Origin of the sequence: Plasticicumulans acidivorans (assembly GCF_003182095.1) — a bacterium.
Taxonomy (GTDB): Bacteria; Pseudomonadota; Gammaproteobacteria; order Competibacterales; family Competibacteraceae; genus Plasticicumulans; species Plasticicumulans acidivorans.
Genome location: NZ_QGTJ01000001.1, coordinates 1 through 26,355, shown reverse-complemented (window position 1 = coordinate 26,355; position 26,355 = coordinate 1). Strand labels below are relative to the sequence as shown.

The following is a 26,355-nucleotide window of genomic DNA, read 5'->3' as shown; positions in this document are numbered from 1 at the left end:
GCGCGCGTCTCATGGCCAGGGGCGCGCGCTTTTTTCTGCATGGTCCGCGAGAGAGAAAACCGATGCTGCTGCATATTCCCGAGGTGTTGAGCCGCGCGCAGGTCGCCCACTGCCGGGCGCTGATGGCGGGTGCCGAATGGGTCGACGGTCGCGCCACCGCCGGTCACCAGTCGGCGCAGGTCAAGCGCAATCTGCAACTGCCGGAGGGCTCGCCGGCGGCGCGCGAGCTGGGCGAACTGGTCCTGGCGGCGCTGGAGCGCAACGCGCTGTTCATCACCGCGGCGCTGCCGCAGCGGGTGTTCCCGCCGCTGTTCAACTGCTACCAGGGCGGCATGGACTTCGGCAACCACGTCGACAACGCCATCCGCACCATCACCGGCAGCAATACCCGCGTGCGCACCGACGTTTCGGCGACGCTGTTCCTCAGTGATCCGCAGGATTACGACGGCGGCGAGCTGACGGTCGACGACTGCTACGGCGCGCACACGGTGAAGCTGCCGGCCGGCGACATGGTGATCTACCCCTCGACCAGCCTGCACCGGGTGACGCCGGTGACGCGCGGTGCGCGCATCGCCGCGTTTTTCTGGACGCAGAGCCTGGTGCGCGACGACGCCCGGCGCACGCTGCTGTTCGACATGGATCTGGCGATCCAGCGCCTGCGCGCGCAGGGCGCCGACAGCGAAGCGATCGTCTCGCTGACCGGCAGCTATCACAACCTGCTGCGCATGTGGGCGCAGACCTGAGCCGGCGCCGGGTTTGGTTTGATATGACAATGATCATGGCTTATGGGATGATGGCTATCATTTATTGATCTTCACCGTCATCCACGCGGCCGGACTGGCCGCCGAGGAGCCTGTCTTGCAAGAGTCGCAACGCATCGTCATCACCGGCCTCGGTGCCGTTTCACCGCTCGGCTGTGGCGTGCCGCTGGTCTGGTCGCGGCTGCTCGCCGGCCGCTCCGGCATCCGTGCGCTCGATGCCGCCGTCGTTGCCGAGCTGCCGTGCCGCATCGGCGGCCGCGTGCCGGACATCCGGGAAGATGCCGAGGGCGGCTTCGACCTCGACCGCGTGGTGGCCGCCAAGGAACAGCGCAAGATGGACCGCTTCATTCCGTTTGCACTGGCGGCCGCCGATGCGGCGCTGGCGCAGGCCGGCTGGGCGCCGGCCGATGCCGCGGCGCGGGCGCGTACCGGCACCGTCATCGCGTCCGGCATCGGCGGTTTTCCGGCGATCGTCGAGGCGGCGCAGACCGTCGCCACGCGCGGGCCGCGGCGGCTGTCGCCGTTCACCGTGCCGTCGTTCCTGGTCAATCTCGCCGCCGGTCAGGTCTCGATCCGCCACGGTTTGCGCGGACCGCTCGGTGCGCCGGTCACCGCCTGTGCCGCCGGCGTGCAGGCGCTCGGCGATGCGGCGCGTCTGATCCGCGCCGGCGAGGCCGATGTCGTCGTCGCCGGCGGCACCGAGGCCTGCATCGATCGTGTCGCCCTTGGCGGCTTCGCCGCCGCGCGGGCGCTGTCGACCGGCTTCAACGACACACCGGAACAGGCCTCGCGGCCGTTCGACCGCGCGCGTGACGGCTTCGTGATGGGCGAGGGCGCTGCGGTGCTGGTGCTCGAACGCCTCGATCACGCCCGCGCCCGCGGTGCCGAGCCGCTGGCCGAACTGGTCGGCTACGGCACCAGCGCCGATGCCTGGCACATCACCGCCGCGCCGGAAGACGGCGCCGGTGCCCAGCAGGCGATGCGGGTGGCGCTGGCGCAGGCCGGCGTGCCGGCGGATGCCGTCGGTTACCTCAACGCCCATGCGACCTCGACGCCGGTCGGCGATCGCGGCGAGCTGGCGGCGCTGCATGCGGTGTTCGGTCGCCACAGCCCGGCGATTTCCTCGACCAAATCAGCCACCGGGCATCTGCTCGGCGCGGCCGGCGCGCTGGCCGCGGTATTCGCGGTCTGCGCGCTGCGTGAGGGCTGGCTGCCGCCGACGCTAAACTTGCAGCAGCCCGACGAACTGGCCGCCGGGCTCGATCTGATCGGCCTGCAGGCGCGGCAGGCGCAGGTCGACTATGCCATGGTCAATGGCTTCGGCTTCGGCGGCGTCAATGCCGCGCTGCTGCTGCGGCGCTGGGAGTAAAACCACGATGCGTTATGACGCTACCCACAAGGCCCGCGTGCGCAACCGCGTGCTGGAGGAGGCCGCACAGGCGATCCGCTGCGACGGCCCGCACCGTGTCGGCGTCGCCGGCATCATGGCCCGTGCCGGGCTGACGCACGGTGGCTTCTACGCGCATTTCCCGTCAAAGAGCGCGCTGGTGGCCGAGGCGATCGAAACCATGTTCGCGCAGGGCCGCGAGCGCCTGCTCGGCGTCACCGCCGACAAGCCGCCGCGCCAGGCGCTGCGCGACTTTCTCGATCTCTACATTTCGAGCGAGCACCGCGATTCTCCCGAATGCGGCTGCCCGCTGCCGGCGCTGTCGGCCGATCTGCCGCGCCTCGATACCGCCGCGCATGCGGCCTTCGCCGCCGGTGTCGGCCGCTTCGAGCAGGCGCTCGCCCGCCTGCTCGAAGCCCATGGCGGGGCGGCGCTGGCGGTGCAGGCCGGTTCGCTGCTCGCCGAAATAACCGGCGCCGTGGCACTGGCTCGGGCACTCGGCACGGGTGAGCAGTCCGATGCGCTGCTGGCCGGCTGCCGGCAGGCGCTGCATCAGCGTTTTCATCTGGACGAGGACGAAGCGCGGGCATGAGCCGCCGGTCTGGCGTCGCGCTGCCGGCGCATGCAGGCTAGCCGATCATCCGCCGCCTGCCAGCGTGTCCGTCATGTCGAAAGCCGTCGAAAGCACCTCGCCCGCGTTCTGGCGGGCCCAGGAATTTCTCCTGCTGCAGCAGGTGTTCGGCCTGCTCGGGCGCAGCCTGGCGGTCGATGTGGTGCTGCGCGAGATGCTGCATCTGCTCTCCGAACTGCTCGGGCTCAACCGCGGCCGCATCGTGCTGCTCGACGAGCCGCAGGACGGCCGCCTGCCGACTCACTGCCGCATCCGCTATGCCTACGGCCTGACGCAGGAGGAGATCGCGCGCGGCTGCTACGCGCTCGGCGAGGGCATCACCGGCCGGGTGCTGAGTCAGGGCCAGCTGATCATCGTCCAGGACATCGATTCCGATCCGAACTTCCTCGCCCGCGCGGTGGCGCGCGCCAGCCTGCCGCGCGAGCCGGTGTCGTTCATCGCACTGCCGCTGCGCATTGAGCAGCGCAACGTCGGCGTGCTGGCCTGCCACCGTATCCGCAGCCGCGATCGCGCGCTGGCCGACGACGTCGCCATCCTGCGCATCCTGTCGACGCTGGCGGCACAGGTGCTGGCGCTGCAGGCGGCGGTGCAGGCGCGTACCGGGGCGCTGGAGCGGCAGAACGCGATGCTCACGCGGGCGCTGGAAACCGGCAACGCGCGCTACGGCATCATCGGCACGTCGCCGGTGCTGCTGCAGGCGATCTCAGAGCTGGAGCGCGTGTCCGACACCACGGCGAGCGTGCTGCTGCTCGGTGAATCCGGCACCGGCAAGGAGCTGTTCGCGCGTGCGCTGCACCTCGCCAGTCCGCGCCGCGACCAGCCGTTCATCAAGGTCAACTGCGCCGCGATCCCGGAGACGCTGTTCGAGTCCGAGCTGTTCGGCTACGAGCGTGGCGCCTTCACCGGCGCGCATGCGCCGCGCGCCGGCTGGTTCGAGCAGGCCAGCGGCGGCACGATCTTTCTCGACGAGATCGGCGAGCTGCCGCTGACGATGCAGACCAAGCTGCTGCGCACGCTGCAGGAGGGCACGATCATCCGCCTCGGCGCCAAGCGCGAGCTGGCGGTCGACGTGCGCCTGGTCGCCGCCACCAACCGCGAGCTGGAACAGGAGGTAGCGGCCGGGCGCTTCCGCCAGGATCTGTATTACCGGCTCAACGTCATCCCCATCCGCCTGCCGTCGCTGGCCGAGCGGCGCGACGACATCCACGCCCTGGTGCTGCATTTCCTCAGCCGCACCAACCAGGCCAACCAGCGCAACGTCAGCCTCAGCGCCGCGGCGATCGCGCGCCTGGAGCAACACCCCTGGCCCGGCAACATCCGCGAGCTGGCCAATCTGATCGAACGCATCGTGCTGCTCGCCGGCAAGCCGGTGCTCGACGCCGCCGATCTCGACCGCTTTCTGCCGGAGGCGCCGGCCGACGGCCTGCCGGCCGCCGAGTCGCCGCGCCGCGCGCCGCCGGCCGAGCTGGGCAGTGCAGGGCTGCGGCCGTATGCCGCGGCCGATTCGCATCCGGCCGCCACGTTGCTCGATGCGCTGGCGCGCTGTGGCGGCAACAAGACGCGCGCGGCGCAGGCGCTCGGCATGACGGCCCGCCAGTTCCATTACCGCTGGAAAAAACTCGGCCTCGCCGATGGCGGCCGCTGATGCCAGGCAGGACAAAGTTGAACATTGTCGACAATGTCCAACTTTGTCCTGCCCCGATCCGCTGCTGATGTCCGCCTCGGCAGCGCTGTCTGCGGATCGGTGATCAGCGGTAAGGCAATGATGTGAATCAATAAAAAACGCTTTGCGGCGTTTTTTGTGCGTTTTTCTGCGTTCTGGCACGCCCGTTGCGATAGCTCAATGGCCCGCAACCCCCCGCCAACTCGCAGGTAAGGCCATGAACGCACAGTCCATTCCGTCCGCCCTCGTCAGCCCGCAGGCGCTCGCCGAGCTGATGGCCACGCAAGCCGTGGTGCTGATCGATACCCGCGAGCCCGAGGCCTACGCCGCCGGCCATCTGCCGGGCGCCGTCAATCTGCGCGAGATATTCACCTACCTTGCCACCTCGACCGCCGAGGGCCTGAGCGAGCTGCGCGAGACCTTCAGCGCGGCCTTCGGGGCCGTCGGCCTGTCCGGCCGCGAGATCGCGGTGTTCTATGAGGACTCGATGCATTCCGGCTACGGCCAGTCCTGCCGCGGCTACTTCCTGCTCAGCTGGCTCGGTTATCCGCAGGTGCGGGTGCTCGACGGCGGGCTGAGTGCCTGGGTGGCGCAGGGGCGGGCGCTGGAGAGCGGTGCGCTCACGCCGCAGGCAGCGAGCTTCCCGAGCGCGCTGCAGCCGGCCGAGATCATGCTGACCAAGCACGAAGTCGCCGCGGCGCTCGGCAGCGACGTGGTGCTGCTCGACGTGCGCGATGTCGAGGAATGGATCGGTGAAAGCTCCTCGCCGTATGGCAAGGACTTCGCGCCGCGCAAGGGGCGGCTGCCCGGTGCGCGCTGGATCGAGTGGTACCGCTTCATGAAGCCGTCGGCGGTCGGGCCGGTGTTCAAGACGCCGGACGAGATCCGCGCCGAGTGCGCCTCGGCCGGCATCAGCGCCGATGACACCGTTTACCTCTACTGCTTCAAGGGCGCCCGCGCTTCCAACACCTTCCTGGCGCTGCGCCAGGCCGGTTTCGAGCGCGTGCGCATGTACTTCGGTTCCTGGAACGAATGGTCGCGCGATCCCGCGCTGCCGATCGAGACCGGCCTGCCGCTGGCGCAGCCGGCGTAAGCGGCGCGGGCCCGGCGCCCGCCTGCACCGCCACGCTTTTCCCACGGATCGTATCGGCCGCGATGCCATGCCGATGGCGTCGACGGGGGCGGCTTGCCCGGCCTCCGCCCGGCCGGGGTCTGTCAGCGCTTTTTCATCCGCCGCCGCGCCGCGTCGCAGCGGCATTACCACCCGCAGGAGTCACACCATGAGCACCGCAACCGCCACCCCGACCACCGCCAGAGTCTATCTGCGTCCGATCGATCGCGACGGCCTGATGGGCTTCGCCGACAAGGGCCGCGCCAACCCGGAGTTTCGCGGCACCAATGTCGTCCACACCGTCTGTGAAGGGCAGTACCGCACGCTGAGCTACGTCGGCCAGCACCAGGCGGTGGTCGTCGACGAGCCGCCGCATCTGTTCGGCGAGGACACCGCGCCGGCGCCGGGCGAGATCGTGCTCTCCGGCCTGGGCGGCTGCCTGGCCGTCGGCGTTACCGCCGTCGCCACCTGGAAGCAGGTGCGGCTGACGCGGCTGGAGGTGTTCCTCGAAGCCGACATTGGCAACAGCGCCGCCTGGGGTGCCGGCGGCGCTGAGCGCGAGCCGGCGCAGATGGGCTTTCAGGAAATCCGCGTCAAGGTGCTGGTCGAGGGCGATGCCAGCCGCGAGGAGCTCGCAGAGATCGTGCGCCGCGCCAACTACTTCTCGCCGGTCGCCAACACCCTGCGCAACCCGGTGCCGATGACCGTCAGCCTGATGGACTGACCCCACGCGCCGCCCGCCCGACACAGGAGACACGCCCGTGAACCACCTCGAACAGCCGTCCGCGACCGTGGCTTCGCCCGAGTGCGACGCCGCCTGGCTGCAGCGCGTGACCGACATTGCCCGTGGCCCGCTCGCCGCCGCGGTGCAGCGCATCGACCGCGAGGGTCTGTATCCCCTCGGCGTGATGGCGGCGCTCGGCGAGGCCGGTGCCCTCGGTGCGCACCTGGAGCTCGGCGGGCGGCGGTATGAGCGCGCGCTCACCGCTGCGCAGGAGGTCAGTCGCGTCTGTGGCGCGACCGGCTTCCTGATGTGGTGTCACGCCGTCTGCGGCCTGTACATGGAGCAGTCCGGCAATCCGGCGCTTGGCGGTGCCTGCCTGCAGCAGCATGCCGCCGGACTCAGCTTCGGCGGCACGGCGCTGTCGAATCCGATGAAGGCGCTGAGCGGCATCGAGCCGATGCTGCTGCGTGCCCGCCGCGTCGCCGGCGGCTACCGGGTCAGCGGCGCGCTGCCGTGGGTCAGCCACATCAACGTCGGCCAGTACTGCGGTGCGGTCGCCAGCGTGCTGCGCGACGACGGCTCGGTGTCGCACGAGATCATGTTCCTGCTGCACTGCCGTGAGCCGGTGGAGCTGCGGCCGTGCCCGGCGTTCTCGGCGATGGAGGGCACCAGCACCTGGGGCGTGCGCGTCAACGATCTGTTCGTCGGCGAGGACGTGCTGATCGCCGATCCGGCGCGGCCGTTCATCGCCCGCATCCGCGCCGCTTTCATCCTGCTGCAGCTGGGCATGGCGCTCGGCGTGGTGCAGGGCAGTCTGGACAGTATCGACGAGGTCGAACCGATGCTCGGCCACGTCAACCGCTACCTGCACGACGGCGCCGCCGAGCTGCAGGCCGAATTCGACGAGCTGGCGCAGCGCGCCGGCCGGCTGGCCTGCACGCCCTTCGACGGCAGCCGCGATTACCTGCTCGACGTGCTCGATGCGCGCACGCAGGGCGCGGAGCTGGCCTTGCGCGCGGCGCAGTCGGCCCTGCTGCATCAGGGCGCGCGCGGCTACCTGCTGAGCGCGGCGGCGCAGCGGCGGGTGCGTGAATCGCACTTCGTTGCCATCGTCACGCCGGCGATCAAGCACCTGCGCTGGGAGATGGCGCGGCTGTCGCGCGAGGAGCTGCCGGCATGAGCGCGCAGGGCGGCGACTGGAAGCGTTACATCTGCCGCGCCTGCGGCCTGATCTACGACGAAGCGCTCGGCGATGCCGACAGCGGCATCGCCGCCGGCACCCGCTTCGAGGACATCCCGGACGACTGGGTCTGCCCGCTGTGCGGCGTCGGCAAAGCCGACTTCGAAGTCTGCGCTCCGCGCGCGGTGGCGCGCCCGGCCGCGGTGGCGCGCCGGCGCGAGGCCGGCGTGGTCATCGTCGGTGCCGGCGCGGCCGGCTGGGCGGCGGCGGCGGCGCTGCGCGAACTCGATGCCGGGCTGCCGATCACGCTGGTCACCGGCTGCAGCGGCGATGTTTATCACAAGCCGGAGCTGTCGCTGGCGCTCAGCCGCGGCCAGAGCGCACAGACGCTGGTGCGCGAAACCGCCGCCGCCGCGGCCGGGCGCCTCGGCGTGCAATTGCTCAGCGAGACGTTCGCCGTCGGCCTGAGTCCGGCGCTGCACCAGCTGCGCACCACCCGCGGCAGTCTGCGCTACCGCCAGCTGGTGCTGGCGCAGGGTGCGCGGCCGGCTTTGCCGGCGCCGCTGACGCCCGGGCTGTGCTGGCGGGTCAATGATCTGGCGGCGTGGAGCGGGCTGCGCGCGCAGCTGGCGCAGGGGCCGCAGCGCGTGGCCATCGTCGGTGCCGGCATGGTCGGCTGCGAGCTGGCCGAGGACCTGGCGCGCTGCGGCCATGAAGTCAGCGTGCTCGACTGTGCCGAGCGCCCGCTCGCCGCGCTGCTGCCGCCGCCGGCCGCGACACGCCTGCAACAGGCCTGGGCCGGGCTCGGCATCCGTTTCATCGGTGGCGCGCAGATCCGCGAGCTGCTCACCGACGCTGCGGCACCGCGCGTGCTGCAGCTCGCCGACGGCCGCCGCGTGGCCGCCGATCTGCTGCTGGCCGCCACCGGGCTGCAGACCGAAGCGCGGCTGGCACGCAGCGGCGGGCTCGCCTTCGAGCGCGGCATCGTCGTCGACCCGCAGACGCTGCGCAGCAGTGCCGAAGACGTCTACGCGCTCGGTGACTGCATCAGCCTCGACGGCCGGCCCTGCCGTTTCATCGAGCCGATCGCGCTGCAGGCCGAAGCACTGGCGCACGCCGTGCTCGGCCGCGCCCACGCCGGTTACCGCCACCGCCCGCCGGTGATCCGCCTGAAGACCCGCGCCCTGCCAGTGACGCTCGAAGGTGCGCCCTGCGCCGACGGCGAGTGGCGCACCGTCGAGGACGGTCCGCTGCGCCTGGTGATGCAGCAGTGGCGCGACGGCGAGCGCATCGCCCGCCTGACGCTCGGCCCGGCCCCGCTCGCCAGCGCCGCCTGAATCCCGCCCGCTTTTTCTTCCGCCCGCCTCAGTCGAGAGATGACCATGCCAGACGACAATCTCTACCGTCCCTACGATGCCGAGGTCGCGCTCGGCGGCTGCAGCTGCGGCCAGCACGCCAGTCAGCACGAGCACGACGCGGCGGCCGCCGCCCGCCGTCAGCAGCGGGCGCGCGCCGCCGACACGCTGTCGCAGGACTTCGTCGAGGCCGCCGCCGTGCGTGCCCTGTTCCCGCACGATGCGACGCGGCGGCGTTTTCTCGCCGCCGTCGGCAAGGCGACGGCGATGGCGGCGATTGCCAGCGTGCTGCCGCTGCCGGCGCTGCAGGCGATGGCGCAGGAGAGCGGCGGGGCGCTGGAGAAAAAGCACCTGAACATCGGCTTCATTCCGATCAACTGCGCGACGCCGCTGATCATGGCCGATCCGCTCGGCCTGTACCGCGAGCAGGGGCTGGAGGTGACGCTGCAGAAGACCGCCGGCTGGGCGCTGGTGCGCGACCGCGTCCTCAACGGTGAACTCGACGCCTCGCACTTCCTCTCGCCGATGCCGCTGGCGATCTCGATGGGGCTCGGTTCGGCGCCGCAGCCGATGCGCGTGGCGACCATTCAGAACGTCAACGGTCAGGCGATCACGCTGGCGCTCAAGCACCGGAACAATCGCGATCCGCGCAACTGGAAGGGCTTCAAGTTCGCGATTCCGTTCGAGTTCTCGATGCACAACTTCCTGCTGCGCTACTACCTCGCCGAGCACGGTCTCGATCCCGACCGCGACGTGCAGCTGCGGGTGACGCCGCCGCCGGAGATGATCGCCAATCTGCGCGCCGGCAACATCGACGGCTTTCTCGGGCCCGATCCGTTCAACCAGCGGGCGGTGTATGACGAGATCGGCTTCATCCACATCCTCTCGAAAGACATCTGGGACGGGCACCCGTGCTGCGCCTTCGGCCTGTCGGCGGAGTTCATCCGCGCCAATCCGAACACCTATGCGGCGCTGTACCGTGCGGTGCTCAAGGCAGCGGCGATGGCCAGCGATCCGGCCAACCGGCCGATGATCGCCAAGGCGATCGCGCCGCAGAACTACCTCAACCAGCCGGAGGTGGTGATCCGCCAGGCGCTGACCGGGCGCTACGCCGACGGTCTCGGCAATGTTTGCGACGTGCCCGATCGCGCCGACTTCGCGCCGCTGCCGTGGTATTCGATGGCGGTGTGGATGCTGACGCAGATGCAGCGCTGGGGTTACGTCAAGGGCGAGCTCGACTACCGCGGGCTGGCCGAGCAGGTGTTCCTGCTCACCGACGCGCGCCGGCTGATGCAGGAACTCGGCGAGCCGCTGCCGCCGCAGGCACAGATCGGCTATCGCAAGATCCGCGTGATGGGCCGCGAGTTCGATCCGGCGCAGCCGCAGGCCTATGTCGATGGCTTCGCCATCCGGCGCAGCTGAGGCGGGAGGCGATGACCATGCAGGCACCTCCACGCATACAGGCGGCGCTCCTTTCGCTGCTGTTGTTCGGCGTGCTGCTCGGCATCTGGCAGCTTGCCACGCGCCCGGTGGCCGACACCGCCGCCCGGCCGCTCAGCGCTGCCGAGGCCGAATACGCCGAACTGATGGGGCAGACAGCGGCCACCGGCGAGGCCGAAAAGAGCAATGGCTTCCCGACGCCGTGGCAGTTCGCCGCGACGGTGGCCGGGCAGCTCGCCGATCCGTTCTACGACCGCGGCCCGAACGACAAGGGCATCGGCATCCAGCTCGCGCATTCGCTCGGCCGCGTCGCCGTCGGCTATCTGCTGGCGCTGGCGGTGGCGGTGCCGCTCGGCTTCGTCGTCGGCATGTCGCCGCTGCTGCAGCGCGCGCTCGATCCGTTCATTCAGGTGCTCAAGCCGATTTCGCCGCTGGCCTGGATGCCGATCGCGCTGTACACGATCCGCGATTCGACGATCTCCGGCGTGTTCGTGATCTTCATCTGCTCGGCCTGGCCGATGCTGCTCAACACCGCCTTCGGCGTGGCCACGGTACGCCGCGAGTGGCTCAACGTCGCCCGCACGCTGGAGCTCGGCCGCCTGCGCACGGCCTTCACCGTGATCCTGCCGGCGGCGGCGCCGACGATCCTCACCGGCATGCGCATTTCGATGGGCATCGCCTGGCTGGTGATCGTCGCCGCCGAGATGCTGGTCGGCGGTACCGGCATCGGTTACTTCGTCTGGAACGAGTGGAACAACCTCAAATTGAGCAATGTGCTGTTCGCGGTGCTGCTGATCGGCCTGGTCGGCATGGCGCTCGATCTGCTGCTCGCCGGCCTGCAGCGGAGGGTGAGTTATGGCGACTGAAACCTGCGTGGATGCGCACTTCGTCAAGATCGAAGGCCTCGGCAAGCGTTACCGGGCGGATCAGCCGCCGGTGTTCGAGGGTGTCAGTTTCAGCATCGCCCGCGGTGAGTTCGTCTGCATCATCGGCCACTCCGGCTGCGGCAAGACCACGATCCTCAACGTGCTGGCCGGCCTCGAAGCGCCGGGCGAGGGCTATGTGTTCATGGCCAACCGCCAGCTCACCGGCCCCGGTCTCGACCGCGGCGTGGTGTTCCAGGGCCATGCGCTGCTGCCGTGGCTGAGCGTCGAGGACAACATCGCCTTCGCCGTGCGCGCCCGCCATGCGGACTGGTCGCGGCGTCAGGTGCGCGAGCACGGCGCGCGTTTCATCGAGATGGTCGGCCTGGCGCACGCGGCGCGGCGCAAGCCGGCGGAGCTGTCCGGCGGCATGAAGCAGCGGGTCGGCATCGCCCGTGCCTTTGCCGTCGAGCCGCGGATGCTGCTGCTCGACGAGCCGTTCGGTGCGCTCGATGCACTCACGCGCGGCACCATTCAGGACGAGCTGCTGCGTATCTGTGCGGCGACGCGACAGACGGTGTTCATGATTACCCACGATGTCGACGAGGCGATCCTGCTCGCCGACAAGATTCTGCTGATGAGCGACGGCCCGCGCGCACGCATCGCCGAGATCGTCGTCAACCCGCTGCCGCGCACGCGCCAGCGCGAAACCCTGCATCACGACCCGCTGTTCTACGGCCTGCGCAATCACCTGGTGGACTTCCTGGTGCATCGCGCCGCCGGTGCCGAAGCACGCAGCGCCACGCTACCGCGGCTGGTGCAGTTCGCTGGCGAAGGCACGGGCGATGCATCCGCAGAGCCCGGTCCCGTGCGCATGCCGGTGCCGGCGAGGCGCATGGTCAGTGCGGCAGGCCGTGTCCATTCCTGATGTTTGTCCCAGCCCCCGGAGTAAACGCCATGATTTCCGATCGCAGTGAAGTCACCAAGATGATCCTCTCCGCCAAGGTGCTCAAAGGCATCAAGTGGAAGGACGTCGCCGAGCAGCTCGGCAAGAGCAAGGAATGGACGACGGCCGCCTGCCTCGGGCAGATGACCTTCGACAAGGCGCAGGCCGAGACCGTCGGCGGCATCTTCGGCCTGTCTGACGAGGCGGTCGCCTGGCTGCAGATCGTGCCGTACAAGGGCTCACTGCCGACGGCGGTGCCGACCGACCCGCTGATCTATCGCTGGTATGAGGTGGTCAATGTCTACGGCTCGACGATCAAGGAGCTGATCCACGAGGAGTTCGGCGACGGCATCATGAGTGCCATCGACTTCTCGATGGACATCCAGCGCGAGCCCGATCCGAAGGGCGATCGCGTGCATGTGGTGCTCTCCGGCAAGTTCCTGCCGTACAAGACCTACTGAGGCGTGTAAGGCGTTCGTGACACATCAGCCCCCGCATGGGGGCTTTTTTTTGTCGAATATGGGTGCGCTGGATCACGCGATGTGATGGCGGTGGCCATGTCGGGCTACGTCGATGAACCCAAGCGGGGTGTGCTCCGCTATGCTCGCGGCCATGGATTCCGAAGACGCCGTCATTGCACTTTCAGCACTCGCACAGGGCTCACGCCTCGATATCTTCCGCCTGCTGGTATGCGCTGGTCCCGAAGGGCTGGCTGCCGGCCAGATCGGGGAGCGTCTGGGCCTGGCACCCGCGACCTTGTCATTTCACTTGAAGACCCTGCGTCAGGGGGGGCTGCTGACGCAGCGGCGCGACGGGCGTTCGCTGATCTATGCCCCCAATTACCAGCGCGTGAATGCGCTGCTGAGCTACCTGACCGAGCATTGCTGTGAGGGCGATGTCTCGGCCTGCGATCTGATGGTGGTACGGCCGCCTGACGGTCGCGACAGATAATCCGGCGCCGGCCCGACCGCGGCGATAAGACTGCGGACTGACAGGCAATCGCAAAGGAGCACAGGGAGAGGAGCTGCGCATGGGCGAGGTGGATGATGGCGGTAACGGATGAGCCGATCCCGCCATCCACCGAGACGCCGGCGACACGTCTGGTCGTCATCGGGGCCTCGGCTGGAGGGTTGCAGGCTTTGCGCCCGCTGGTGGCGCGGCTCGAACCGCAGGCGGGCATCGCCTGGGTGCTGGCGCAGCATCTGTCGCCGACGCAGCCGAGCCTGCTGGTGCAGCTGCTGGCGGCGCAGTCGCGGCTGGATGTGCTGGCCGCCGAAGACGGCATGCCCCTGCGCGACAAATGTCTGCTGGTGTGCCCGCCCGGCGTCGATATCTGCATCGATGGCGAGCGCGTGCTGCTGGTGGCCCCCACTGACAGCGCTTACAGCGTACCGAGCATCGATCGCCTGTTTGCGTCGGCCGCCGCCAGCCACGGCGCCGCGGTGGTGGCGGTGGTGCTCTCCGGTGCCGGTAATGACGGCAGCGCCGGCGTCGCGGCGGTGCGTGCCGCCGGCGGCACCGTCATCGTGCAGCAGCCGGACGAGGCGCTGCAGCGCGGCATGCCGAGCGCGGTGCTGGCGGCGGCGCAGGCCGATCTGTGCGGCGGTATCGCCGAGATTGCCGGCTGGCTCAATGCCATCGCCAGCACCCGCCATCGCGGCGGCGATGACGGCGGCGTATTTCAGGAGTTGCTGCACCGCGTGGCGCAGGAGACCGGGCTCGACGTCGGCCAGTACAAGGAGAACACCTTGCGCCGGCAGACGCTGCGGCGTTTGCGCGGTCTCGGCTACGACACGCTGGCGCAATACCTGGAGCACGTGCGCCGTGAGCCGCAGGAGCTGGTGCAGCTGCAGCAGTGCTTCATGATCTCGGTGTCGTCGTTCTTTCGCGATGCTGGCGTGTTCGCGGCGCTGGAGCTGGCTCTGCGCCCGCTGGTGATGCAGCGCCATCACGGCGACTCCATCCGCGTCTGGGTGCCGGCCTGTGCCAGCGGCGAGGAGGCGTACTCGATCGCGATCGTGCTCGCCGAGCTGCTCGGTGAACGTCTCGGGCAGTTCGACGTGCGCGTGTTCGCGACCGACATCGACCGCGAGGCACTCGATTTCGCGCGCAGCGGCCGCTATCCGGCGGAAGCGGTGGCGATGCTCGATCCGCAGCGCCGGCAGCGCTGGTTCGTGCAGCAGGATCGCCACTGGCGGGTGGTGAAGACGGTGCGCGATCTGTGCGTGTTCTCGGCCCATGACGTGCTCCGTCATCCGCCGTTCATTCATATGGATCTGATCAGCTGCCGCAACCTGCTGATCTACTTCAAGCCCCAGCAGCAGGAGGAGCTGCTCGGCACCTTCCACCATGCGCTCAACGGTGACGGTCTGCTGCTGCTCGGCAAGTCGGAATCCACCGGCTTCGGCTCGCGGCTGTTCGAGACGCTCGACCCGGCATTGAAGCTGTACCGGCGGCGGCCGGGTCCGAGTCCGCAGGCCGGCAAGCTGGCCCGCTTCGGCATGGTGCCGCTCGGCAACGCGGTGATTTCGCCCAAGCATGCCGGAGCCGCGCGCCAGCAGACGCTCGGCGAGGCGGCGCAGGCCATGATCGTGCGCGAATACGGTCCGCCCGGTGTGCTGGTCAATTCGGCGTTCGAGCCGCTGCATTTTTTTGGCCGTTCACAGCGCTATTTCGCACTGCCGACCGATGGCGCCGATTTTTCGGTGTTCGCGCTGTGCATCCCCGAGCTGCGCGCCGAACTCAAGGCGATGGCCTACCGCTGGATGCAGGAGACCGTCAGCGAGATTCGCGGTTGTGTGTCGGTGGTGCGTCACGGCGAGGAGGAGGTCCGCGTGCGTCCGGTGCTGCGCCGGGTGACGCTCGCGACGCCGGGGACCGGCGAGGCCTTCCTGATCTGTTTCGAGGAGACCCCCAGCGGCTTGGGCTGCCTCACCGAAGCTGAAATCGACGCCGACGATGAACGGGCGGCACTGCGCAAGGAGCTGGCCGATACCCGTGAGCATCTGCAGGCGGTAATCGAGGAACTCGAAGCCTCCAACGAGGAACTGCAGTCGCTGAACGAGGAGATCCAGTCCTCCAGCGAGGAGCTGCAGTCCTCGAATGAGGAGCTGCAGTCCTCGAACGAGGAGCTGAGTACGCTCAATGACGAGCTGCGCGCCAAGTCGATCGAGGCCATGCAGCTCAATGCCGTGCTCGCCAACGTGCAGAACTCGATCCAGATGGGGCTGGTGGTGGTGGATCGCGATGGCCGCGTCACCCGCTTCAACACCCTGGCGGTGCGCGTGTTCGGGCTGGTCGACAAGGACATCGGCCAGTTCATCTATGGCATTCCGAGCCGTATCGAGCTGCCGCAGCTGCGCGCGCGCATTGCCGCGGTGGTCGCCGGCGGCAGTGCCAGTGTCGAGCGCGTGCATGCCGGCGAATTCCACTATCTGATGCAGGTGGCGCCGTACATCGATGAGCTCGGCGAGCGCGCGGGAGCGCTGCTGAGCTTCACCGATGTCTCGGAGCTGCAGCGCGCCGAGGAAGCCCACCGCAGCAGCGAGGCGCGTTTCCACCACGTCTGGGATGCCTGTCTGGAGGGGCTGGTCGTCGTCGACGCTCAGGGGCGCATCGTGCTGGTCAATCCGGCGGCGCAGCGCATGTTCGGCTACGGCCCCGACGAACTGCCCGGTCTCGGTATCGAACGGCTGGTGCCGGAGGATCTCGGCGCACAGCACGGCCGTCACCGCCTGCAGTACATGCACGGTCCGGCGCTGGCCCGGCCGATGGGGCAGCTGAACAACATCCGTGGCCGGCGGGCGGACGGCAGCACCTTCCCGGTCGAGGTGGGTCTGAGCCGCTTCAGCTTCGAGGGCGTGGGCTACGCGCTGGCCTCGGTCAGTGACATCAGTGAACGGCGTGCCGCCGAGCTGGCGCTGCGCGACAGCGAGATGCGTCTGCGCCTGGCGCTCGACGCCGCCCATGCCGGCTACTGGCAGTGGGAGCTGGCCAGTGGCGATCTGTTCTGGTCAGAGCGCCTGTGGTCGATGTACGGCCTGGAGCAGCCGCTGCCGCAACCGAGTTTCGCCGACTGGTGCGAGACGCTCGATCCGCGCGACCGTGAGCGCGTTACCACCGAAGTGCTCGACGCGACGCAGGCCGGGCGTGATCTGGAGATCGACTGGCGGGTCAATTTGCCGCCGGGTCATCCGGAGCGCTGGCTGTTCGCGCGCGGCCGGGCGCTGTTCGATGAGTCCGGCCGACTGGATCGCTACCTCGGCATCGTCCTCGATATTTCCGAGCGCAAGCTCGCCGCCGAGCGTCGCCAGCGCAGCGAGGCGCTGGCTGCCGAACTCGGCCTGCTGCACGAGCTGCTCGACAGCACGCTCGCCGGCTACTGGGACTGGAATCTCACTGCCGACACCGAGTATTTCAGCCCGACCTTCAAGCGCATGCTCGGCTACGCCGATGACGAGCTGGAGCATCGCCCGCAGGCGCTGCAGGCGCTGATCTTTCCTGAGGATCGGGTGAAGCTCGAAACGCTGTTCGAGCGCCATGTGCGCAGCCGCGGCCGCGAGCGCTACTACGGCGAGGTGCGCTATCGGCACAAAGGCGGTTCGACGGTGTGGGTGATCTGTGCCGGTCGCGTCGTGCAGTGGGGCGAGCAGGGTGAGCCGCTGCGCATGGTCGGCTGCCATATCGACATCACCCGTCAGCGTGAGCTGGAGCTCGAACGCGCCCGCGAGTCCGAGGCGCGGGTATCGGCGATTCTCGATAACGTCGGTGCCTGCATTTACATCAAGGATCGAGACTACCGCTACACCTACGTCAATACGGCGGTCAGTGAACTGACCGGGATGTCGGCCGATCGCATCCTCGGCTGCGACGATACGGCGTTCTTCGATGCGGCGACGGTGGCCGGGCTGCGCGCCAACGACCGGCGGGTGATCGAGGACGGTGAGCGCGTCGAAATCGAGGAAACCCACTTCCAGGCCGACGATGGCCTGCAGCGCACTTTCCTGTCGATCAAGCTGCCGCTGCGCCGCCAGAGCGGCGAAATCTACGCGCTGTGCGGTATTTCCACCGACATCACCGAGCACAAGCGCGTCGAGGCCCGGCTCGGTCTGGCGGCCAGCGTGTTCACGCATGCCCAGGAAGGCATCATGATCACCGACGATGACGGCGTGATGCTCGATGTCAACGCGACCTTCACCCGCATCACCGGCTATACGCGTGACGAGGCGGTCGGCCGCAATGCCAACCTGTTGTGCTCGGGGCGTCACGGCGAGGATTTCTACACGGCGATGTGGAGCGCGCTGATCGCCGAGGGGCGCTGGCAGGGCGAGATCTGGAACCGGCGCAAGAACGGTGACGTCTACCCGCAGGCGCTCAATATCGCGGCGGTGCGCGATGGTGGCGGTGACTGCCGCTACTACGTGGCGCTGTTCGCCGATATCTCCGAGCAGAAGGAGCATCAGCGCCAGCTGGAGCACATCGCGCATTTCGACATCCTCACCGGGCTGCCCAACCGCTTCCTGCTCGCCGACCGTCTGCAGCAGGGCATCGCCCACGCCCGCCGCCGCAATACCTGCATGGCGCTGGTGTATCTCGACCTCGACGGTTTCAAGGCGGTCAACGACAGTTACGGGCATGAGGTCGGTGATCGGCTGCTGATCGCCATTTCTCAGCGCCTGCATGAAACACTGCGCGCCGCCGATACGCTGGCGCGACTCGGCGGCGATGAATTCGTCGCCGTGCTCAACGATCTGACCACGCCCGAGGAGTATGTGGGCATCCTCGAACGTCTGCTGCAGGCGGCCGCCGGACTGGTCGACATCGACGGTCTGCGTCTGCAGCTGTCGGCGAGCTGCGGCGTCACACTGTTTCCGGAGGACAACGGCGATGCTGATACGCTGCTGCGGCACGCCGATCAGGCGATGTACCAGGCCAAGCTTGCCGGCAAGAACCGCTATCACCTGTTCGATCCGGAAAGTGACCGGCAGACGCGCACGCAGCGCGAGAACCTGCAGCGTATCGCCGAGGCGCTGGAGCGGCGCGAGTTCGTGCTCTATTACCAGCCGAAGGTCAACATGCGCAGCGGCGAGGTGGTCGGCGCCGAGGCGCTGATTCGCTGGCAGCATCCGCAGCGCGGCCTGCTGCCGCCGCTGGCGTTCCTGCCGGTCATCGAAAACACGCCGCTGATCGCCCGCGTTGGCGACTGGGTGCTCGACACCGCGCTGGAGCAGCTCGACCGCTGGCACGCCAGCGGTCTCGAACTGAGCGTCAGCGTCAACATCGCGGCCGCCCATCTGCAGCAGGAGGACTTCCTGCCGCGCCTGCGCGAAAAGCTCGCCCGTCATCCGACACTGCCGCATCACAGTCTGGAGCTGGAAGTGCTGGAAACCGCGGCGCTCGATGACATCGGCCGCATTTCGCAGTTCATCCATGGTTGCCGTGCGCTCGGTGTGAGTTTCTCACTCGACGATTTCGGTACCGGCTATGCCTCGCTGACCTACCTCAAGCGGCTGCCGGCGACGGTGCTGAAAATCGATCAGAGCTTTGTGCGCGACATGCTCTGGGACGCCGAGGATCTGGCGATCGTCGAGGGTGTGGTCGGCCTGGCGCGCACCTTCCATCGCGAGGTCATCGCCGAGGGCGTCGAAACCGCGGAGCACGGCGAGCTGCTGCTGCGCCTGGGCTGCGAGCTGGCGCAGGGGTACGGCATCGCCCGACCGATGCCAGCGCAGGATCTGCCGGCCTGGGCGGCGAGTTGGCAGCCGGCGGCGTCCTGGGAGGCGCTGCGTGAGTTACCGCCGGTGCACGAGGAGCTGCCGCTGGTCTATGCCGAGGCGCAAGTGCGCCACTGGCTGCACCTGCTCGACGCGGCGACCGATACCGTCACGTACCTGCCGCCGCTGCAGGTCTGGCAGGACCGCCTTGGTCGCTGGCTGGACGGCGAAGGTCAGCAGCTGTGCGGCACGCTGGAGGTATTCCAGGCTTTCAGAGGGTTGCACGAGCGCGTCATGGCACTGGTGCCGGCGGCCGAGCACAGCGTCGATGCGAGTGCGCTCGCAGCGTTCCGCGAACTGTGCGCGCAACTGTTGCAGGTGCTGCCGGCATTGGCGCTGGCATTGCGGCAACGCAGTTGAGCGTTGCGCTCAGCGACCGATGTCGAACTTCTTCAGCTTGACGTAGAGCGTGCTCTTGGCGATGCCGAGCGTGCGGGCGACCTGCGTCAGGTTGCCGCCGGCGCGTTCGATGGCGGCGACGATCGCCTGACGTTCTGCGTCTTCCAGGCGCACCGCGTCGTTGGCCGGTGCCGGCACGGCATCGTGCCCGACTGCGGGGAGGGTGGGGTGGCTGTGATATTCGGCGGGCAGGTCGGCCAGCGTCAGCGCAGGCCCGCTGCTCATCAGCAGCATTGCCTCGACAGCATTGCGCAGCTCGCGGGCATTGCCGGGCCAGTCGTGCTCGACCAGTGCCGTACATAATTCGGCGGCGAGCGGCTTGGGGGCAATGCCGTAGGTAATCGCCGCCTGCTGCATGAAATGCCGCGCCAGCGGCACGATATCGGCGCGCCGTTCGCGCAGCGCCGGCAGGGTCAGGGTCATCACCGACAGCCGGTAGAACAGGTCCATGCGGAAGCGTTCTTCGGCGACTTCGCGGCGCAGATCGCGGTGGGTCGCCGCCAGTAGGCGAAAGCGTACCTTGCGCGGTGTGGTCTCGCCGAGGCGGTAGAACTCGCCCTCCTGCAGCACGCGCAGAAAGTGCGGCTGCAGGTCGGCCGGCATCTCGCCGATCTCATCGAGAAACAGCGTGCCGCCATCAGCGGCTTCGATCTTGCCGCTGAGGCCGCCGCGCCGCGCGCCGGTGAACGCGCCTTCGGCGTAGCCGAACAGCTCGCTCGCCAGCAGCTCGCGGGGCAGGCCACCGCAGTTGAGGGCGATGAACGGCCCGTCGCGGAAGGCACTGGCGGCGTGGATGGCGCGGGCGAAAACTTCCTTGCCGGTGCCGGTTTCACCGAGCAGCAGCACCGGCACCGGCAGCCCGGCGAGGCGGCGGGCGCGCTCGACCTGTTCGGCCATTGCCGGGCTAGCGGCGAGGATCGCCTCGAAACCGGGATGCCGCGGTGTCTGTGCCGGTGGGCTGGTGGTGGTGCGTCGGGGCGGACCGGGTTGCGGAATGATGACTAACGTACCGAGCGCCTCGCGGCCATCGAGCACCGTCTCGGTCCATTCCGGGCGCACGGTGTCGAGCGGGCGACCGGCGGCGTCGACCAGGCGGTTGTCGCGCAGGCTGGCGATGATCGGCCCTTCCGGGCCTTCGGCCTGCACGCCGCGGGCGAGCAGAGCGGGGCCGGCATACTCGTTGACCTTGACCAGACGGCCGCGGTCGTCGAACACGATCAGGCCATCGCGCGTACCCCCGACGAAGCGCAGCAGTGTGGCGTCGAGCAGCTTGGCGCGCCGCTCCAGCGCCAGGCGCATCAGTCGCTCGGCGATGCGCGAGGCGGTGGTGACCGCCAGCGCCAGGCAGTGCGGATCGTAGGTGCTGCGCAGGCCGGAGATGTCGATGGCGCCGAGCACACCGCGATCGAAGGGGTCTTCGATCACCGTTGCCGAGCAGGTCCAGCGCTTGATGCCCTCGCAGAAATGTTCGGCGGCGTGGATCTGCACCGGCTGGCGGGCGGCCAGTGCCGTGCCAATCGCATTGGTGCCGGCGACGCCTTCATCCCAGTTACCACCGGGGGCGAGCTGGATTTCCTGGGCGGCATCGACCGTGCTCGGGTCGCCTTCGACATGCAGAATCACGCCTTCGGCATCGGTGACGACCATGATCGTGCCGGATTCGGCGAGGAACTCGCGGGCCTGAGCACAGACCTGACGCGCGGCAACGATGAAATCGCGATTGCGCTCGCACAGCCGGGACAGCGCGTCCTCCGTGGGCTGCACCGGTGCGGCACGGCGGGTGGGATCGACACCCTGGCCGGCACAACGGCTCCAGGATTCCTCGACCAGGGTACGGATGCTGCGTGGCGGCAGCACGCCATCGGTGACGAAGCGCTGCCAAGCCTCCATCACCTTGCGGTGATGATGCGGCTCCGACGCGCGCGCCAGGCGCAAAATCGGTTCAACCATCGCGATGCTCTACTCCTTGGTGGTGCGCACGCCGCCCGTCTGTATCGAAGGGTCGGTTCGTCTGATGGTGCATGCGCTTAGCTGCATTCTAGTGTGTGAAAACCATTTTCGTCATATGGCTTCTGTGAATGGCAGCAGTGTTCACCGGGCGACGCCGTTGGACACGGCGACGCGCAAGGCGGTGTATTGCATTCGGGAGTTGCCCGGTTCGATGGCGATGCCGCATCACTCGGCGTGGTGTCGGCGTGATGCTTGGCTGGCTGTTGCAGTGGGGGCGCCTGCGAGTTAAGCCATCACCGGCTGCCCGGCTCCGAGCCGGCCGTGGGGCACGACGTCGCACGGTGTGGTGGTTGTCGAGCGGGGTTGACGTGCACACGTCGCCGGGAGCCGAGCGGATTTGACCGTCGGTCCGGATTGCCAGGGTGCTGCACTTGCTTGTGCGGCAATGTGCGCCATCGCCGCAGCGGGGGCCGTGCGGTATCGGCTTGTGCTCGCTCAGTGGGCGAGTCGATCCAGCTGGCCGATGCCGGAAGCGGGCAGACGTCGCCGCAGGCTTTCGATCAACAGCTGGCGCTCGTTGGGATCGAGTGTGCTGACGGTCTGCAGCAGGTGCTGCTGTAAGGCTGTCTGTAATGCCTGCAACTGCTGGCGGTTACGGCTGAAATCGGCTTCGATCGCCGTCGGATCGAGCGTCGGGGCGGCCAGATGATCGAGCAGCTGTTGTCGTCCTGTGTGCAGGGCAGCGAACTGTGCGCGGCTGTCGATCAGCGCGGAGCGCAGTTCCGCGCGTAAACGTTGCTGGGTGGGGGCCGGGAGCGGCGCCAGTACGTCATTGACCTGGCGGTGGATTTCCAAAAAACCTGCCAGGCGGTGACCGAAGCGGCCGGCGATCAGGCCGACGCAGAAGACGTTGACCAGCAGTGACAGGATCAGCACCAGCCACAGCCAGCGTGGACTCGTGATGCGCGTACTCATGGCAGCATGGCCAGCGGGCCGATGGCACCGAGCAGTAAAGCGGTTTCCGGTTCATCGGCGGCTTGCTGCTGCCAGCCGAGAGCGAAACCGACGATCAACGTCAGCGTGACGGCAGCCGCTGTGAGCCAGGAGCGACGGTGACGCGGTGGCGTACGCATCATCGCGTGCGGTGCGGACTGCCTGAGGATGGCGGCCAGCAGTTCCGGGCGGGCGGGCGCCGGTGCGTCGCGGTCGAGCAGCTCATCGAGTCTGGCAGCTTCGCGGAGCAGGTGACGACCTGCAGCGGTGTCGGCATAACGGGTGTGCAGGGCTTGATCGTCCGCCGGCCAACGGTGCATGGCATGGCCGTAGGCCTGCGCGCAGGCGCGAAAGCGCTCGAAGGAATCATCGGTCGTCATTCTGTATTGCTCCCTCAGTGCAGCGTGGGCAGCAAGCGCTGGCGCAGACGGCTGCGGGCTCGCGTCAGCAGAGATTCGAGCGCGCTCTCGCTGATGCCGAGCAGCGCCGCCGCTTCAGCCTGGCTCAGTTCCTCGTAATAGCGCAGTACCACGGCGGCACGTTGGCGCGGCGCGAGCGCCTGCAGGGCCTCGCGTATGTCGGCCTGTTGCTCGGCACGTAACCAGTGGGCTTCGGCGTTGGGCGTGCCGTCGGTGAGGTTTTCGTCGAGTGCCTCGGTTTCCATGCGGCCGCTGGCGCGGAAATGATCGAGACAGAGGTTGTGCAGCACTCGATAAAACCAGGTGCGGAAGCGCGCGTCGGGTTGCCAGCGCTCGGCTGCCTGCCATACGCGCATAAACGCCTGCTGGACCAGATCCTCGGCGTGTGCTCTTTCGCCGACCATGCGCTCGACGAAACGCAGCGCCCAGTTCAGATGGCGCTCGGCGAGTCGTCCGAGCGCCGTCTGATCGCCAGCGGCCAGCGCGCGCATGTCGGCGGCGTCGCGGGCGTCGTCGTGCGCGGGCAGGTTCAGGGCTGCGTCGTCACATTGACCGAGCGGCTGCGGCCGCCGAAGCCGGTGATATTGCGTGAAACGCTACCCTGACTGACGCTGGTACTGGCACTGCGGCTCGCGGTGTTGCCGTTCGGGCCGGTGACCGTGGTATCGAAGCCGTGCGTGGCGGAGTTCCACTGGCTGTTGGCGCTGCGCGTGCGCCCGCCGGGGCCGGTGACGCTGCGGCTGGCGCTGCCGGTGGCCGGATCGACGCTGCGGTTGATCGAGCGCGACCAGGTGTTGCCATTGGCACCGGTGACGCTGCCCTGGCGGGTGAATTCGCGGGCGCCGGCGTCGATGGCGATGGTCGACAGGCCGGCGGCAAGTGCGATGACAAACAGCAGGGGGCGCTTGGACATGGAGGCTCTCCTTGGACAGAAAAGGTGACTGCGATGATCTCGCATGTCCCTTGAACGTTGAGCTGTCCGATTTCCTGCGCTGTCCTGAAAAATTTTTTCGACCTGCCAGGCCCCTCACTGAAAGGCGTAGGCATCCATGCGCAGCATGCCGTAGGTGTTGCTGTTATGGATGCGCTCAGCCTTGGCACCTTCGCCGGCGGCACCGAGAGCCACGAACAGTGGCAGCAGATGCTCTTCGGTCGGGTGGTTGTCGACCGCAAAGGGTGCCTTGTGGCGATAGGTCAGCAAGTCGGCGGTGCGACCTTCACGCAGTGCGGCGTCCATCCAGTCGCAGAAAGGCGCGATGTCGGGATCGCTCGGTGCATTGAGATTCTGACCACGGAAGCGCGATAGATCATGCGTGAAGCTGCCAGAGCCGATCACCAGCACGTCGCGTTCGCGCAGTGATGCCAGGGCGCGACCGAGCTGCAGATGGTGGGCCGGGCCGGGACCGCGCTGCAGCGAAATCTGAACGACCGGAATATCGGCCTGCGGATAGATCAGACGCAGGATTGACCACGCGCCGTGGTCGAGGCCACGCCGTGTATCAGTACGGCAGGGGAGCCCGGCTGCACACAGCAGGTCACTGATCTGGTCCGCAAGTTCGGACGATCCCGGCGCCGGGTACTGCATCTCGAACAGTGCCTGCGGAAAGCCGTAGAAATCGTGAATCGTCTGGTTGACGCTGACAGCGTTGACTGTTGGCTGCAGGGTTTCCCAGTGTGCCGACGCAACGAGGATGGCGCGCGGGCGTGGCAGCGTGACAGCGAGCCCTTCGAGGAAGTGGCGTGCTGGCGTGTCCAGCAGGGGCAGCATCGGTGAACCGTGACTGATGAATAAAGTCGGGAGCATGGTTGTCTCCGGATACATATATATGTGTCGAGTCTCTGGCGTGGCGGAACTTGGGTTCCGCCACGCAGGCAGTGTTCAGCTCAGGAACGCGCGGACGGCTTGAGAGCGTAGGCACCGTCACCGAGTAAGGCCTGCACAGCCAGCGCGACGGCCCAGAAAGCAGGGTATTCCCAGCCACCATTGGCATTGGTGAAGAAAAAGCCATTCTGCAGATGTACGGTGAAGATGGCGCCGAGCAGCACCGGAATCGTCACCAGTGCAGCGATACGTGCATAGACGCCGAGGATCAAGGCGATGCCGGCCAGCGTTTCGACGAGCATCGTTGCGTAGGCGAGCGGCCCGGGCAGACCGAGAGACTCAAAGAACTTCGCAGTGCCAGCAGGCGTGAAGACGAAGAATTTCATTCCGGCATGTGCCAGAAAAAGAATGCCGAGGCTGACACGCAACAGCAGGGCAGCGTAGGGGGCGGTGCGAGTGTCGATCATGATGTGCTTCTCCTGATTGAGCCGGTAGCACTGCGCTAACGGTCTGTGGGAAGCACGATAACCTTGGCGTTTTTGCATTAGAATACGCAAATACCGCGCATCATTTTTGCAAAAACGCATAGTCATGAGTGCTATGAAACGATTCGACTGGGACGATCTGCGTTATTTCCTCGCCATTGCCCGTCATGGCACGTTGTCCGGTGCAGCGCGGACGCTTGCGGTCCAGCAGTCGACGATGAGTCGGCGGCTTGACTCACTTGAGCAGCGTGCCGGTGCGCAACTGCTGCAGAAAACCCCGGATGGATATGTGCTCACGGTGGCAGGCGAGGCCATCCTCGCTCATGTCGAGCGTATTGAAGTCGAAGCGCAGGCCGTAGAGCGTACGATCACCGGGGCTGATCTGCGCCTTGAAGGTTCGATCCGCATCACCACGATCGAGACCTTGGCCGTAGAAGTGCTGACGCCGGTCTTTGCCGAGTTTTGTTCACGTTATCCGGGTATCACGCTGGAAATGCTCGCTGAGCAGCGCAGCCTGAGTCTGAACAAGCGGGAGGCGGATGTTGCACTGCGTCTGGCGCGGTTCACCCAGCAGGATCTAGTCGTGCGCAAACTGGCTGAGCTTGGTTTCGGCATTTATGCCAGCTCGGAGTACCTTGAACAGCATGGTCAGCCTGACTTCACCGCTGGCGCCGCAGGACATCGGCTGGTCTTGCCCCATGAAGAGGCGATGGGGTTGCCGGAAATGGCCTGGTTTGGCGATTTGAGTCGGCGGGCAGGCGTCGCTCTGCGCAGTAACAGCCGTTTTGCCTGCCTTGCTGCGGTGCAGGCAGGCATGGGGATCGCGTGTCTTGCCCGTTATCTGGCCGATGGCAAGGGGCTGGTGCGACTGAAAACCGGGCGCGTTGCGCCAAAGCGCGAGCTGTGGCTTGCAGTGCATGCCGACATTCGTCATACACCCCGTATCCGCGCGCTCAACGAAGCTTTGGCTGAGGGTTTGCGCACACGTTCAGCATGCCTGAATCCAATAGATGATTGACAGTCGGCTTTATGATTTATGAACCACTTGAATTTGTTACATAAAAAACCATTATCAAAAATTAGTTTGTGTTTAAAAATATTTGATTGTGTGTCGATTCCTTATTTAGCACTTGACGTGGATTAATCGATTCGTAAAATGCGCGGCTCTTGCTTGGTTGGTCCTGCTGAAAGGCTGATTGAGCGGGGTGTTAAAGGTCTTGATGTTGAGGTCGATAGCGAGTCTGGAAAGATAGGGCTTGCAACTGTCGAAGGAATCGGGATAATGCGCACCCCTCGGCGGCGCCGGTGAGTTGGCGGTTTGTCGAAGCGGATTGAGAGCGAGCACTGAGGATAACAAAGTGCTTGCGTAGCAGGAAAAGGCGAGTATAATGCGCGCCTCGCTGAACGGAACGGGTCAGCGAAGATCATTAACAGCATGGCTGAGTGGTTTGTG

General features: G+C 67.3%; 22 protein-coding genes. 15 read left to right on the top strand and 7 right to left on the bottom strand.

What is annotated here, in order from left to right; genetic code table 11:
* Positions 1–62: 62 nt before the first annotated feature.
* The 14 genes from C7443_RS00110 (at position 63) to C7443_RS00045 (ending at position 19,194) form a co-directional block, all read left to right on the top strand.
* Positions 63–743 carry a Fe2+-dependent dioxygenase gene (locus C7443_RS00110; RefSeq protein ID WP_110016546.1) on the top strand — a complete coding sequence of 227 codons (681 nt, stop codon included), beginning with the start codon at positions 63–65 and terminating at the stop codon, positions 741–743.
* 115 nt (positions 744–858) lie between these two features.
* Entirely contained in the window at positions 859–2,130 is a 1,272-nt protein-coding gene (gene fabF, locus C7443_RS00105) for a beta-ketoacyl-ACP synthase II (protein WP_110017002.1), read from the top strand.
* A 7-nt stretch (positions 2,131–2,137) separates the two neighbouring features.
* On the top strand, positions 2,138–2,740 hold the full coding sequence (locus C7443_RS00100) for a TetR/AcrR family transcriptional regulator (RefSeq protein ID WP_110016545.1): 603 nt from the start codon (positions 2,138–2,140) through the stop codon (positions 2,738–2,740).
* A gap of 73 nt (positions 2,741–2,813) precedes the next feature.
* On the top strand, positions 2,814–4,424 hold the full coding sequence (locus tag C7443_RS00095) for a sigma-54 interaction domain-containing protein (protein WP_110016544.1): 1,611 nt from the start codon (positions 2,814–2,816) through the stop codon (positions 4,422–4,424).
* A gap of 250 nt (positions 4,425–4,674) precedes the next feature.
* Positions 4,675–5,535 carry a sulfurtransferase gene (locus C7443_RS00090; RefSeq protein WP_170123460.1) on the top strand — a complete coding sequence of 287 codons (861 nt, stop codon included), beginning with the start codon at positions 4,675–4,677 and terminating at the stop codon, positions 5,533–5,535.
* Positions 5,536–5,722: 187 nt separating this feature from the next.
* Positions 5,723–6,277, top strand: a complete 555-nt coding sequence (locus C7443_RS00085) for an OsmC family protein (protein ID WP_110016542.1) — start codon at positions 5,723–5,725, stop codon at positions 6,275–6,277.
* Between the two features lie 37 nt (positions 6,278–6,314).
* Positions 6,315–7,457, top strand: a complete 1,143-nt coding sequence (locus C7443_RS00080; protein WP_110016541.1) for an acyl-CoA dehydrogenase family protein — start codon at positions 6,315–6,317, stop codon at positions 7,455–7,457.
* A complete protein-coding gene (locus tag C7443_RS00075; protein WP_110016540.1) occupies positions 7,454–8,794 on the top strand; it encodes an FAD-dependent oxidoreductase in 1,341 nt (446 codons plus the stop codon). The genes C7443_RS00080 and C7443_RS00075 overlap by 4 nt, the downstream gene beginning before the upstream one ends.
* Positions 8,795–8,839: 45 nt before the next feature.
* Entirely contained in the window at positions 8,840–10,234 is a 1,395-nt protein-coding gene (locus C7443_RS00070; protein ID WP_110016539.1) for a CmpA/NrtA family ABC transporter substrate-binding protein, read from the top strand.
* 17 nt (positions 10,235–10,251) lie between these two features.
* Entirely contained in the window at positions 10,252–11,118 is an 867-nt protein-coding gene (gene ntrB / locus C7443_RS00065) for a nitrate ABC transporter permease (RefSeq protein ID WP_110017001.1), read from the top strand.
* Positions 11,108–12,043, top strand: coding sequence for an ABC transporter ATP-binding protein (locus tag C7443_RS00060; RefSeq protein WP_110016538.1), 936 nt, complete (start codon positions 11,108–11,110; stop codon positions 12,041–12,043). Before ntrB ends, C7443_RS00060 begins: the two co-directional genes overlap by 11 nt.
* A gap of 29 nt (positions 12,044–12,072) precedes the next feature.
* Positions 12,073–12,522 (top strand): cyanase, encoded by a 450-nt coding sequence (gene cynS / locus C7443_RS00055; protein WP_110016537.1) that lies wholly within the window; start codon positions 12,073–12,075, stop codon positions 12,520–12,522.
* A gap of 151 nt (positions 12,523–12,673) precedes the next feature.
* Positions 12,674–13,012: an ArsR/SmtB family transcription factor gene (locus C7443_RS00050; RefSeq protein WP_110017000.1), complete on the top strand. Its 339-nt coding sequence runs from the start codon at positions 12,674–12,676 to the stop codon at positions 13,010–13,012.
* Positions 13,013–13,107: 95 nt separating this feature from the next.
* A complete protein-coding gene (locus tag C7443_RS00045; RefSeq protein WP_170123419.1) occupies positions 13,108–19,194 on the top strand; it encodes a PAS domain S-box protein in 6,087 nt (2,028 codons plus the stop codon).
* A 9-nt stretch (positions 19,195–19,203) separates the two neighbouring features.
* Here C7443_RS00045 and C7443_RS00040 read toward each other — a convergent pair whose 3' ends face one another.
* The 7 genes from C7443_RS00040 to C7443_RS00010 all read right to left on the bottom strand — a co-directional run bounded on the left by C7443_RS00040 (position 19,204) and on the right by C7443_RS00010 (position 24,884).
* Positions 19,204–21,183 carry a sigma-54-dependent Fis family transcriptional regulator gene (locus tag C7443_RS00040; protein ID WP_246004477.1) on the bottom strand — a complete coding sequence of 660 codons (1,980 nt, stop codon included), beginning with the start codon at positions 21,181–21,183 and terminating at the stop codon, positions 19,204–19,206.
* Between the two features lie 495 nt (positions 21,184–21,678).
* Positions 21,679–22,158: a periplasmic heavy metal sensor gene (locus C7443_RS00035; RefSeq protein WP_110016535.1), complete on the bottom strand. Its 480-nt coding sequence runs from the start codon at positions 22,156–22,158 to the stop codon at positions 21,679–21,681.
* The gene (locus tag C7443_RS00030; protein WP_110016534.1) at positions 22,155–22,556 is read right to left on the bottom strand and encodes a hypothetical protein; all 402 of its coding nucleotides are present in this window, start codon (positions 22,554–22,556) and stop codon (positions 22,155–22,157) included. Before C7443_RS00030 ends, C7443_RS00035 begins: the two co-directional genes overlap by 4 nt.
* Before the next feature lie 14 nt (positions 22,557–22,570).
* Positions 22,571–23,086, bottom strand: coding sequence for an RNA polymerase sigma factor (locus tag C7443_RS00025; protein WP_110016533.1), 516 nt, complete (start codon positions 23,084–23,086; stop codon positions 22,571–22,573).
* 38 nt (positions 23,087–23,124) lie between these two features.
* Entirely contained in the window at positions 23,125–23,508 is a 384-nt protein-coding gene (locus tag C7443_RS00020) for a hypothetical protein (protein ID WP_110016532.1), read from the bottom strand.
* A gap of 114 nt (positions 23,509–23,622) precedes the next feature.
* The gene (locus C7443_RS00015; RefSeq protein WP_110016531.1) at positions 23,623–24,399 is read right to left on the bottom strand and encodes a DODA-type extradiol aromatic ring-opening family dioxygenase; all 777 of its coding nucleotides are present in this window, start codon (positions 24,397–24,399) and stop codon (positions 23,623–23,625) included.
* Between the two features lie 80 nt (positions 24,400–24,479).
* On the bottom strand, positions 24,480–24,884 hold the full coding sequence (locus C7443_RS00010; RefSeq protein WP_110016530.1) for a DoxX family protein: 405 nt from the start codon (positions 24,882–24,884) through the stop codon (positions 24,480–24,482).
* Between the two features lie 133 nt (positions 24,885–25,017).
* On the opposite strand from C7443_RS00010, the gene C7443_RS00005 reads away from it, so the two are divergent.
* Complete coding sequence (locus C7443_RS00005; protein WP_170123418.1) at positions 25,018–25,920, top strand: LysR family transcriptional regulator; 903 nt, start codon at positions 25,018–25,020, stop codon at positions 25,918–25,920.
* The last annotated feature ends 435 nt before the right edge of the window (positions 25,921–26,355 follow it).